At 40.3% G+C, this 12917-nt stretch carries 10 protein-coding genes and 1 pseudogene; 5 read left to right on the plus strand and 6 right to left on the minus strand.

Annotation, left to right across the window (positions count from 1 at the left end; genetic code table 11):
• Positions 1-6 precede the first annotated feature (6 nt).
• The 3 genes from frr to rimO all read right to left on the minus strand — a co-directional run bounded on the left by frr (position 7) and on the right by rimO (position 2768).
• Entirely contained in the window at positions 7-561 is a 555-nt protein-coding gene (frr, locus tag E0H89_RS03840) for a ribosome recycling factor (protein WP_131214596.1), read from the minus strand.
• 77 nt (positions 562-638) lie between these two features.
• On the minus strand, positions 639-1367 hold the full coding sequence (gene pyrH, locus E0H89_RS03845; RefSeq protein WP_131214598.1) for a UMP kinase: 729 nt from the start codon (positions 1365-1367) through the stop codon (positions 639-641).
• A 57-nt stretch (positions 1368-1424) separates the two neighbouring features.
• Entirely contained in the window at positions 1425-2768 is a 1344-nt protein-coding gene (gene rimO, locus E0H89_RS03850; RefSeq protein WP_131214600.1) for a 30S ribosomal protein S12 methylthiotransferase RimO, read from the minus strand.
• Between the two features lie 360 nt (positions 2769-3128).
• Here rimO and glnL point away from each other — a divergent pair, with 360 nt between their 5' ends.
• Together glnL and glnG are read left to right on the plus strand one after the other, a co-directional pair.
• Positions 3129-4238 (plus strand): nitrogen regulation protein NR(II), encoded by a 1110-nt coding sequence (gene glnL / locus E0H89_RS03855; RefSeq protein WP_131214602.1) that lies wholly within the window; start codon positions 3129-3131, stop codon positions 4236-4238.
• The gene (gene glnG, locus E0H89_RS03860) at positions 4225-5706 is read left to right on the plus strand and encodes a nitrogen regulation protein NR(I) (protein WP_131214604.1); all 1482 of its coding nucleotides are present in this window, start codon (positions 4225-4227) and stop codon (positions 5704-5706) included. The genes glnL and glnG overlap by 14 nt, the downstream gene beginning before the upstream one ends.
• A gap of 384 nt (positions 5707-6090) precedes the next feature.
• Here glnG and E0H89_RS03865 read toward each other — a convergent pair whose 3' ends face one another.
• The 3 genes from E0H89_RS03865 to mnmG form a co-directional block, all read right to left on the minus strand.
• Positions 6091-6417: a hypothetical protein gene (locus E0H89_RS03865; RefSeq protein WP_131214606.1), complete on the minus strand. Its 327-nt coding sequence runs from the start codon at positions 6415-6417 to the stop codon at positions 6091-6093.
• Between the two features lie 137 nt (positions 6418-6554).
• The gene (gene mhpT, locus E0H89_RS03870) at positions 6555-7760 is read right to left on the minus strand and encodes a 3-(3-hydroxy-phenyl)propionate transporter MhpT (RefSeq protein WP_131214608.1); all 1206 of its coding nucleotides are present in this window, start codon (positions 7758-7760) and stop codon (positions 6555-6557) included.
• 311 nt (positions 7761-8071) lie between these two features.
• Complete coding sequence (mnmG, locus tag E0H89_RS03875) at positions 8072-9952, minus strand: tRNA uridine-5-carboxymethylaminomethyl(34) synthesis enzyme MnmG (protein ID WP_131214610.1); 1881 nt, start codon at positions 9950-9952, stop codon at positions 8072-8074.
• Positions 9953-10209: 257 nt separating this feature from the next.
• Here mnmG and E0H89_RS03880 point away from each other — a divergent pair.
• The 3 genes and pseudogenes from E0H89_RS03880 to E0H89_RS03890 form a co-directional block, all read left to right on the plus strand.
• Positions 10210-10557, plus strand: a pseudogene (locus E0H89_RS03880) (hypothetical protein); the annotation flags it as partial.
• Between the two features lie 297 nt (positions 10558-10854).
• Positions 10855-11745 carry a bile acid:sodium symporter family protein gene (locus tag E0H89_RS03885; protein WP_131214614.1) on the plus strand — a complete coding sequence of 297 codons (891 nt, stop codon included), beginning with the start codon at positions 10855-10857 and terminating at the stop codon, positions 11743-11745.
• 253 nt (positions 11746-11998) lie between these two features.
• Positions 11999-12874, plus strand: a complete 876-nt coding sequence (locus E0H89_RS03890) for a bile acid:sodium symporter family protein (protein WP_131214616.1) — start codon at positions 11999-12001, stop codon at positions 12872-12874.
• Positions 12875-12917 lie beyond the last annotated feature (43 nt).

Here is a 12917-nt window from a genome sequence, read left to right on the forward strand (position 1 = left end):
TAAATCTTAGACCTTCATTAATTCAGCTTCTTTCGCAGCGAGGCGTTTATCCACTTCAGCAACGAATTTATCGGTAATTTTCTGAATATCATCAGACGCACGACGATCATCATCTTCAGAAATTTCTTTTTCTTTCAATAATGCCTTAATGTCGCCCAATACATCACGACGAATGTTACGGATCGCAACTTTGGCATTTTCCGCTTCAGTACGCGCAACCTTCTGCATGTCACGACGTGTTTCTTCAGTCAATGCAGCCATCGGTACACGAATGGCATCAGCGGTAATCGGGTTTAAACCCAAACCTGCTTCACGAATGGCTTTATCAATTGCTGAAACCATTGTACGTTCAAATGGTTGTATAACAAGTGTACGAGAATCTTCAAGACCAACGTTTGCCACTTGGTTTAAAGGCACGTCAGAGCCATAGTAAGGAACCATCACACCATTCAAGATAGATGGATGTGCGCGGCCAGTACGAACTTTAGCAAAACCATGTTCTAAAGACTCTAAAGTCTTGTTCATACGGTCTTCACTGTCTTTTTTAAGATCGTTAATCATATGATCTTCCTTACTTAATTCTAAGAGATGTAATTATTGAATAGGATATAGTATAAAGAGCTTTCAGGCCCACGTCATTAATTGGTAACGTGAGTCCCTTCTTTTTCGCCCATAACCACTGAAAGCAATGAACCCGATTTATTCATGTCGAATACTTGAAGTGGCACATTGTGGTCACGGCATAAACAGATTGCCGTCAAATCCATAATGCCCAACTTTTCGTCTAAAACCTGATCAAAGGTAAGGGTTTCATATTTTACTGCATCGTCATATTTGCTTGGATCTTTATTATATACGCCATCTACTTTAGTGGCTTTCAAGATTAAGTGGGCTTCAATTTCAATACCACGCAAGCAAGCGGCTGTATCTGTAGTAAAGAACGGGTTACCCGTACCTGCAACAAATACGCATACTTCGCCTTGAGTTAAATGACGAATCGCATCACGGCTTGAATATGCTTCAACTACTGCACCAATAGGTAAAGCAGACATTAAACGGGTTTTGATGTTACGACGTACCAATGCATCACGTAATGCTAAACCGTTCATCACAGTCGCAAGCATCCCCATTTGGTCACCAGTTACACGGCCAACCAAGCCATCTTTTTGCAGTTGGCTACCGCGGTACAAGTTACCACCACCAACCACGATACCGACTTGCACACCCAAACCGACCAAATGAGCAATTGCTAAAGACATTTGATCAAGCACTTGTGCATCAATCCCCATGTCTTTGTTTCCAGCAAGTGCCTCACCAGAAAGTTTGAGTAAAATACGTGCGTAACGGGGCTTTTTTGAATCCAACATCAGGAAATCTCCGAATCTTCCAATATCTAAATTTTTTCGTATATTTCAACTACAGATTTAAGCTGATTTAATCTGAATTAACTTTGCGTATAAGTCATATTCATCTGCATCGGTAATTTCGACTTCAAGCAAATCACCAGCTTTAATTTGGCTTTTATCAATATCTTCAACAAAAACATTGCCGTCAATTTCAGGCGCATCTGCATAAGAACGTGCCACAGCAACCGGAAATTCATCTTCCAGATCATCAACCAGTACAGTCATGGTTTGACCAATGCGTTTTTGCAGTTTGGCTGCTGAAATTTCTTGCTGTACTTGCATGAAACGTTCGTAACGGTCTTGCTTGATTTCTTCAGGTAAATGATCCGGAAGATCATTTGCTGTCGCACCTTCTACAGGTGAATAGGTAAAGCAACCTACGCGATCAAGCTGGGCTTCTTTGAGCCATTCAAGCAGAATCTGAAAATCTTCTTCAGTTTCACCCGGGAAACCCACCACGAATGTTGAACGAATTACCAGTTCAGGACATTTTTCACGCCATAATTTTAGACGCTCTAATGTATTCTCACTATGCGCTGGTCGCTTCATCAATTTTAAGATACGCGGACTGGCATGCTGAAAAGGAATGTCTAGATATGGCAGGATTTTACCTTGCGCCATCAAGTCAATCACAGCATCTACATGTGGATATGGATAAACGTAATGTAGACGCACCCAAATACCGAGTTGACCTAAAGCTTCACACATGTCGAAGAATTTGGTTTTGACCGGCTGACCGTTCCAGAAATCCAGTTTGTATTTGGTATCTAAACCATAAGCAGATGTGTCCTGAGAAATCACCAGAACTTCTTTCACACCGGCTTTTTTTAAGGCTTGTGCTTCAGTCAACACTGAACCAACAGGACGTGAAACCAGATCACCACGCATGCTTGGGATAATACAGAATGTACAACGATGGTTGCAGCCTTCCGATATTTTCAAATAGGCATAATGTTTAGGGGTCAAACGAATTCCTTGTTCAGGAACAAGGTCAATATATGGGTTATGCTTCGGTGGTTCAGGTACGTACTGATGTACGGCCTCCATCACTTCTTGATATGCCGCCGCACCAGTCACTTTGAGGACATTCGGGTGCATTTTACGAATTTTTTCTTCATCTTTACCCAAACAGCCAGTCACAATGACACGACCATTTGAGCTCATAGCTTCACCAATGGCATCTAACGATTCTTGTACTGCAGATTCAATAAAACCACAGGTATTAACAACAACCAAATCAGCACCATCATAATCTGATGCTACATCATAACCTTCAGTCTTTAACTGAGTTAAAATTCGTTCGGAATCTACCAATGCCTTAGGACAACCTAAAGAAACAAAACCGACTTTGGGGGATCTCATGAATCTGCACTCCACTATAATGCGCGTATTGTATGTCTTTTCCGATTATAAAAATAGGTAGAAAGCCGACTCTTTGCATAACGCACCAAAATACGTCCAAATTTTTACCAAATATTTTAAGCGCACCATTTTGGTTCACTAATATTTTTATTTCCTTTAATATGCTATTTAAATTCTGTAATCAAACAACAAAAAGCACACTTTTATAGCGTCAGAATTTTTATTTTCACCCATGCTCAAAGTTGGCGTGCATTTTGCTTTATTTCGACAACATTTAACGCGTTGAATGTCCCATAACAGGGAGGAATAACAAGAGGTGCAGATGCCATTGCGCTATTTTAATACAGGATGCTTTCGCTAATGGATCAACCCGTCGGGATCGACTATCGCCTTTTAGTGGATAACTTAACCACTGCCATTTTACTGGTTGATAGGCAGCTGAATATTTTTTATTTAAATTCTTCTTGTGAATCTTTGTTTGACATTAGTTTGCTACGTGCTTCAGGTCAACCTGTCTTAAATTTACTGCATATGCCGAATGATGAATTCAATACTGAAGAAGCCTTGTTAAATACCTTTGTCACAGGACAGCACTATACTCGCCGGGAAGCCACTATTAGTGTGAACTTTAAAGATATTCATGTGGATTATACGGTTTCACAAATAAATGCCCAAAAACCGTATCACCCTCTTCTACTGATAGAATTGAATCCAATTGACCGGATGTTAAAAATCTCCAAAGAAGAAAACCTGATTCAACAGCACCAGGTTGCCCGCCAACTGATTCGTGGTGTGGCACACGAAATTAAAAATCCCTTAGGCGGCATTCGTGGTGCAACCCAACTGTTGGCACGTAGTTTAAATGATCCTCAATATTCAGAATTTACCGACATCATTATTAGTGAAGTGGATCGCTTACGTAATCTGGCGGATACCATGCTCGGTTCACGTCAATTACCAAGTTATGAATTGGTCAATGTACATGAGCCACTTGAACGTGTCCGTTCGCTGATTACCAATCAAACCAAAAAGAAAATCAAAATCATCCGGGACTATGATTTGTCTTTACCCGATGTCATGGCAGACCGCGATCAAATGATTCAGGTCATGCTCAACATTAGCGTAAATGCAGTACAAGCCATGATGGAAAATAAAGAATTCTTTGTTGACCATCAACCTGAACTTATCTTGCGAACACGGATTCAACGCCTCGTTACTATTAATGGTGTTTTAAAGCGTTCTGCTGTTCGTATTGACATTGAAGACAATGGTCCGGGTGTGCCGGAAGAAATTTTAGAATCGGTGTTTTATCCATTGGTCACAGGACGTGCCAAAGGCACAGGCCTTGGTTTGAGCATTGCACAAAATATTATGCACCAACATAGCGGAATGATTGAATGCCAGTCAGTTCCAGGAAAAACAGTTTTTAGCTTATATTTACCTTGGGAGTTTAACCATGTCGCGAAATAAAATATGGGTAATTGATGATGATCGCGCCATGCGCTGGGTACTGGAAAAAACATTTAAAGAAGAAGGTTTTGATGTTACCAGTTTTGAAGAAGCGCAATCTGCGCTCGATCAACTGAGTATAGACACACCTGATGTAATTTTGACCGATATCCGTATGCCGGGAATAGATGGTCTAACCTTTTTAGGCAAAGTCAAAACCAGCCACCCTGATCTACCCGTCATTATTATGACCGCACATTCAGATCTGGAATCTGCGGTTTCAAGCTATCAAACCGGTGCTTTTGAATATTTGCCAAAACCTTTTGATATTGATGAAGCTTTGGCATTGGTCAATCGTGCAATTTTGCATATTGCCAAGTTGCAACAACAAGAATCTGCAAAAACAGCACCGCCTATTCAAACGACCGAGATCATTGGTGAATCACCTGCAATGCAGGAAGTTTTCCGCGCGATTGGCCGTTTGTCACAGTCGCACATTACTGTACTGATTAACGGTGAATCGGGAACGGGTAAAGAACTTGTTGCGCATGCCCTGCATCGCCATTCGCCACGTAGCAGCAAGCCTTTTATTGCCTTAAATATGGCCGCTATTCCTAAGGACCTGATTGAAACTGAACTTTTCGGTCATGAGAAAGGTGCTTTTACCGGTGCCAACTCGCAACGCCAAGGTCGTTTTGAACAGGCCAATGGCGGCACGCTCTTTCTAGACGAAATTGGTGATATGCCATTTGAAACCCAAACCCGTTTACTGCGTGTTTTGGCAGATGGTGAATTCTATCGTGTCGGTGGACATATCCCGGTTAAAGTAGATGTGCGGATTGTAGCAGCCACGCATCAGGACTTGGAGAAACTGGTACAAGATGGTCGTTTCCGTGAAGATTTATATCACCGCCTGAACGTGATTCGTATTCATATTCCAAAACTGGCGCATCGCAGTGAAGATATTCCAATGTTGGCGCAGCATTTCTTGGCACGTGCAGGTAAGGAGTTAGGCGTAAACCCTAAAATCTTACGTCCAGAAACCCAAGAGTATATGCAGCAATTACCTTGGCAAGGCAACGTCCGTCAGCTAGAAAACACCTGTCGCTGGTTAACGGTGATGATCACAGGTCGTGAGGTTTATCCGGAAGACTTACCGTCTGAGTTAAAACAAATTCCAATTCAACGCTCTGGTGATGAAGCGCAACCCCATGGTTCTTTTGATCGTGTTTCGCTGCATCATTGGGATGAATTACTGGCGCAATGGGCGATCCAAAAACTTAAAAACGGCGAAATGAAGATTCTCGACATTGCTACACCCATGTTCGAGCGTACTTTAATTACTGCCGCTTTACAGCAAACCCGTGGTCGTAAACGTCATGCTGCTGAATTGCTCGGCTGGGGACGCAATACGCTGACTCGTAAGCTGAAAGAATTAGGAATGGACACCGCAGATGAGGATGTTGAAGAAGAAGTTATCGAAAACTAATTTTTCTACTCATCTAAAAATAAAGCTATTTCGGGATAATGTCAGTCAGTTAAAAAATTGATTGGCATTTTCTTTTTTATAATTCTGTATGTTCATTCGATACACGGAAACATTATTCGCAACCTGCGTGGTGTTTGTAAATTATTGTTTTTGCATTAAAGTAGTAAAATGCAAAAAGTGAACAGGTTTTGCGAATGACAAAATGTTTTTGGTTCTTTTGGCAAATGAGAAACACGGTTTCGCAAGGAACCAACGAGCTCCAAAAATTTAATTAAAAAAGATAAAACTCCGTCGTAAATAACCAAAAAGTTAAAGAATTTATTTTAAAATTTCTTAACTGTCTCGCATTACTCCTTCGAGAGCTTTTTATTCAGTTCTATTTATTTATGCAGTAAAACCTACATAGCGAGAATACCCTGCTATGCCCAAATCGGATTTAAGAATCAAATAATTGGGATAAGTTGATTGCGTGATTTCGGCAAACATATTTACCTGATCATCATGCGCATGCAGATCATCCACCGAACGCGGCATGCTTTGCTCAAATTCATCGGTCATATATTCAAAGCCGATATCCATGGCAATAAATAAGGTATGCTCACAAGGCTGCACATACTGTTCTTCAGCCCAATTAATGACATCTTGTTGACAATATGGACACTGAATGTTGTCCGTTGCTTGAACAGATAAGGGAATAAGTTGATAAGCCATATATAAGACATCAAGTTGCTATACATACATTTTAGCAAAAAAACTAAAGTTCTTTATTTTTTCAATCAAGATTTGCAATAAAAAAGGGAATCATTAGATTCCCTTTTTAAAGTCATGTTTTTTTAAAGATCAGAAATCTATTTATGCGCAGATTTATAACGCGATAATGCAGTTACTGCCACAGCAGAGATTACCACTGCTGGCAAACTCGCCATTAAAATACCCGTGGTTCCTAAACCGAGTGCCAAGATTTTCCCGGTAAGTAATGGTCCAGTCATTGCACCCAAACGACCCAGAGAAATCGCACTGCCCACACCAGTCACTTTACCAGTACCTGAATAGAAGATTGGTGAAATGCCATAAAGAATCGACTGCCCACCTGTTGAGAAGATCCCGCCCATCACACCTGCCAGAACCAACATTGAAATAGAGGTGGTCGTGAATAATAGACTCAGGGCAACAAATAAACCGCTATAGATAATCACTGCCATCTGCCAAAGTTTTAAGCGATCAAGCAAGTAACCCAAAGCCAAAGTTCCAATCACCGCGCCCACTTGGAATACCAACATCACCATGAATGCTTGTTGTTTTTGCAAACCTTGCTCCATGAGCAAGTTGGGTAACCAGCTAATCAAAATATAATTAATCATGAGGGTAAAGAAAAAACCTACCCAAAGTGGAAAGGTGTTTTTATATTGTTGGTCTTTAAACAATACTTGCGCCATTCCAGGAACCGCCTCTGTAGACACTTGCGCTACAGCTACAGGTTTTGGCTTATCTTTAAGAATAATGGCCATAAATGGAATAAGCGCTAACGGCGTTAAACCACCAATCAAGAACAAAGTTTGCCACTGAATCTCGGGCAATAAAATTGCCAGCCCCGCTACAAAAATTGCGCCAACGGGTAAACCACAATACATCAAGCTATTTAACTTGCCGCGATTGGCTTCCGTTGCTTCATCACCCACCACTGAAATCATGGTCGGCATTGCCGCACCCAAGCCAAGTCCTGTAAAGAAGCGCGCTGCATATAAGATTTCGATGCTTGGTGCAATTGCAGTCAGCGACATGAAAACACCAAAAATACCAATAGATAACATCAGGACTTTCTTTTGTCCCAAATAATCCGCAATACGCCCACCAAAGAATGCCCCAAACAGCATTCCAAATACGCCTAAACTAAAGACATACCCCATCTGAACCTGATCTAAACCGAAGGTTGCTGCAATTCCTTTCGCTGCAATACCCGGTGCTTGAAGATCGAAACCTTCAAAAAATGCGACCCAAAAACACAAAAATATCGTTAAGATTTTTTGTAGTTTCCCTGTGTGTGTTTGTGCCATGATTGATCTCCATCAATAGTATACAAATCGTTTTTACAATAACGACTCATCTCACCATTCTCTGTGCAATCGCTCGCTAGAAATAGCACTACAATAGTCGGATTTCATGGCATAAAAATATAAAAGACCCATCAAATTAGACTTAAAAGATTAAACAAATAGACAATTTAAATCTTAGTTTTATTTATTATTATTTATTTTCAATGTTTTATATTTATAGTAGTTATTTATGATTAAACTATACTCAAAATTGATTCATGAAAATTAAGCATTAAAAAACCCGCAAAATGCGGGTTTTTTAAATCGGCAAATTATGCAGATTTCTTAGCTTGTAGATTCTTACGAATCGTAATCATGACGAGCTGTACTGCAGCAGGTGTAACACCTGGAATACGGCTGGCTTGTGCCAAAGTCTCAGGACGCACATCTTTCAATTTCAATGTGATTTCACGAGACAAACCAGAAACGATATCATAGTCAAAATCAGCAGGAATACGCGTTTCTTCCAGACGTTTCATCTGAGCAACATCTTCATGCTGACGGTTGATATAACCGGCATATTTCACCGCAATTTCAATTTGCTCACCCACAAATGGAGTAACTTCAGAATTTGTTAATTCTGCAATTTGAGCAAAACTGATATTTGGACGTTTAAGTAAATCAATTGCACTACACTCTTTACTTAAATCCGCACCTGTCATCTCAACGAATTTTTTACCCATTGGATTATTTGGTGCAGCCCATAAGTGCTGTAAACGACCTGTTTCTTTCTCAACGGCTTCCATTTTTTCACAGTAAGCTGCCCAACGCGTATCATCAACCAAGCCCATTTCGCGACCGATTGCAGTTAGACGCTGATCTGCATTGTCTTCACGCAACATCAAACGATATTCGGCACGTGAGGTAAACATACGATACGGTTCTTTAGTCCCGAGTGTAATCAAGTCATCTACAAGCACCCCCATATACGCTTCATCACGTTTTGGTGTCCATTGTTCTTGATCCCAAGCACGGCGTGCTGCGTTTAAGCCTGCAAGCAAACCTTGCGCACCGGCTTCTTCATAACCAGTGGTCCCGTTAATTTGGCCAGCAAAGTACAAATTATTGATTGCTTTGGTTTCAAGTGAGAATTTCAATGCTTGTGGATTGAAATAATCGTATTCGATTGCATAACCCGGACGAAGAATGTGCGCATTCTCCATACCACGAATTGAACGTACCAATTCAAACTGTACGTCAAAGGGTAAAGATGTTGAAATACCATTTGGATAAAGCTCATGCGTATCCAGACCTTCTGGTTCCAGGAATATTTGGTGAGAATTTTTATCGGCAAATTTATGGATTTTATCTTCAATTGATGGGCAATAACGCGGACCTACACCTTCAATTTTACCGGTGTACATCGGTGAACGGTCGAGTCCGCCACGGATGATTTCGTGCGTACGTTCGTTGGTATGCGTGATATAGCAGTTCACCTGTTCCGGGTGCATAGATGCATCGCCCATGAATGACATGGTTGGAGACGGAAAATCACCCGGTTGTGGCGTCATCACAGAGAAATCTACTGAACGCGCATCAATACGTGGCGGTGTACCTGTTTTTAAGCGACCGACTGGTAAATTCAATTCACGTAAACGCGCAGCCAATGAAATTGATGGTGGATCACCCGCACGACCACCGCTAGATTTTTCAAGTCCGACATGGATTACACCACCCAGGAAGGTTCCCGTAGTCAACACAACAGTTTTCGCATCAAAGCGAATCCCCATTTGAGTCACTACACCTTTAACTGTATCGCCTTCAACAATTAAATCATCAGCTGATTGCTGGAAAATATCTAAGTTAGCCTGATTTTCCAGAGTTTCACGAATCGCTGCTTTAAAACGAACACGGTCTGCTTGCGCACGTGTTGCACGTACTGCAGCACCTTTACGTGAATTTAAGATACGGAATTGAATACCACCTTTGTCGGCAGCCAATGCCATTGCGCCGCCCAAGGCATCAATTTCACGAACTAAATGCGACTTACCAATACCACCGATGGCAGGATTACAGCTCATCTGCCCTAAAGTCTCAATGTTATGAGTTAAGAGCAAAGTCTGGCGACCCATACGCGCTGCAGCAAGTGCTGCTTCGGTACCTGCGTGACCGCCACCGATAACAATGACATCGTAAACTTTAGGATAATGCATAATGGTTTGAGAGATAAAAAAGAATGACGGAGTATTATATCAAAACTTGGAAAGATAAGTTGACAAAATGAGTCGATTTTATCAATGAAGACTTGACTGGACATACATTTGCAAAAAAGTTGAAATGTAATCATGCTTTGCAGAGTTACTATAGAAATAAAACACTTAGTGGGCAAAAATTTACGTGATTGGCATTGTTTTATTTTGGTTATTTTTTAAGCTTGATGTTGGATACATTACAAACAAAGGTATAAAAGATGAATAAGAATTTCCTCCTCTCATCCATTCTATGTGGTTTATGTCTTACACCGTTTGCAGCCTCTGCCAATGATAAAGTTGAAAAGGTTTATAATGCGCAGAAATATCAACAGGTTTGTAAAGGTAAAACTCAAGGCGCTCAAGTCAGCTTTGCTTATCGAGGTGTGATCTGGAATGGTACCTGTGAACCTCAATTCTTCCCTTCTGCAAAAAATGCTTCTGTTAATGGAGATGAAGCAGAATTAACCACTGCTTGTAGTGGAGATATGAATGCTAAAATGGCAATGGTGAATGGTACAGAAATCAAAGGAAAATGCGCTTTAGGTTTTGTACCACCTCGACCTTCAATGCAGTCTCAACCTAATATGCAACGTCAAATGCAGTCCTCACCTGAAATGCAACGTCAAATGTATTCTCAGCCTGGAATGCAACCACAAATGCATTCTCAACCTGAAATGCAAACTCAACCACAAATGCAACCTTAACCTAAACTTCTGTCTCAATAATTTATATAAGACACTAATTTTATTAAAATTATCAACGGGTAAAAGAATTACTTTTACCCGTTTTGCATATTGATTATTTAAAAAACTCGTTTAAACTCCAAGTATATTAAGGATAAAAAATAGAAAAAAGGATATTGCATGGATTCGGGGTTATTTGCTTTTTTTTTACCCGTAGCGCTTGCCATTATGATGACAGGATTAGGGCTAGAACTTACAGTTAAAGATTTTCTTCGTATACAACGCCACCCTAAAGTTATTTTTTTAGCTTTATTTACACAACTGATTATTCTGGTTCTTGTGGCGTTTTTAATCTGTATCTTATTAAAACTTCCCCCATTGTTAGCTGTAGGCTTGATGCTACTGGCTGCTTCACCAGGTGGACCAACTGCAAACTTAATCAGCTATCTTTTTAAAGGGGATGTCGCACTCAATATCACTCTCACCGCAATCAACTCTCTGATTTGTACTTTCACCTTGCCGTTTATCGTCAATCTGTCGATTCATTATTTTCTAGGTGATCATCCAAAAATTGGTATGCCAACGGAAAAAATCACACAGGTATTTTTAATTGTTTTTATTCCGGTTTGCTTGGGAATGTTTATTCGCTCAACCCTACCGCATATTGCATTACGGCTCAACAAGCCCATGCGCTTATTTTCCGTGCTGTTTTTACTCTCTATTTTCTTTTTTGCACTTTATAGAGAACGCTTCAATCTGGGTGAGTATTTTATTGATATCGGCTTGGCAACTGCACTTTTTTGTTTTATCAGTCTATTAATAGGTTATCTATTGCCCCATCTTGCCGGAATCTCTGACAAACAGGCACGCGCCTGTACCTTTGAAATAGGTATTCACAATACTTCTTTTGCCATGACGATTGCCCTGTCCGTTTTATCCAATACCACGATTGCGCTTCCTGCAGGAATCTATTCTATTTTCATGTACATTTTTGCATTTTCTTTTGGCTACATTTTAACAAGACGCCCACTTCTGCTTAAAGAGGGAAATTCAAAAGCACTCAATGATTAGCAAGTACCTGATTCATAGCTGCCAGATGAATCAGGTATAAAAAATAATGATTCTAGCGCTTAACTGCTTTCATTCTAATTAGAAAGACGAAAATAAATTAAGGCCATTATAGCTGTACTGATCGGAGGTTAATTCCGACTTATTCCAAATATTGGGTTGATCAGCTATACCATTATCATTCAATGTATAAAAATCAATACAACAACACGTAGCCTAAATCAAAAAAGCATCACTTAAAGAAAGGAAATTTCGAATGGATTCAGGAATTATCACCATTTTATTACCTCTAGCACTTGCCATCATTATGATTGGTTTAGGAATGGAGCTCACCCCGAAAGATTTCTCTCGCGTAACCAAGGAGCCTAAGGCTGTCTTAATTGCCCTGTTTTGCCAATTGGTTATTTTAGTCAGCATTGCCTTTATTATTTGCAAAGTCTTAGCGCTGCCTCCTCTTCTTGCTGTCGGCTTAATGCTACTTGCAGCCTCACCCGGAGGAAGTACAGCCAATTTATTTAGCTATCTTTTTAAAGGTGATATAGCATTAAATATTACTTTAACTGCGATCAATTCAGTCATTGCTGCTTTCACTCTACCTTTTATTGTTAACTTTTCAATTCAGCATTTTATGAATGATGGACAACAAATCAGCTTGCAGTTCAGTAAAATATTGCAAGTATTTGCCATTATCATTATCCCTGTCTGTATCGGCATGCTGATTCGGCACTATGCCCCAAACTTCACTGAAAAACTGAATAAACCCCTGCGTATTTTTGCGGTGAGTTTTCTGATCCTGATTATTATTGGTGCAGTCGCAAAAGAACGTCATCAAATTTTAGAATATTTGGCACAAGTGGGTTTGGCAACTGTTTTATTCTGTCTATGTAGTTTGATTATTGGTTATTTTGTACCGCGCTTGCTGGGTATTAATAGTGCTCAAGCACGTGCTTGCGCTTTTGAGATTGGTATTCATAACAGTACCCTTGCCATGACCATTGCACTTACTGTCATGGCAAGTTCCACCATTGCTATGCCTGCGGCCGTATATTCAATTTTCATGTATGTTTTTGCCGCTGTTTTTGGCATGTTACTTAATAAGTTTGCACCCCAGCCACAAGTAGTAACAAGTTAATAAATATGCTGAAGATAAAGGGATTTCAACTTACGTTCTTTTA

The organism is Acinetobacter sp. ANC 3781 (assembly GCF_004331285.1).
Classification (GTDB): domain Bacteria; phylum Pseudomonadota; class Gammaproteobacteria; order Pseudomonadales; family Moraxellaceae; genus Acinetobacter.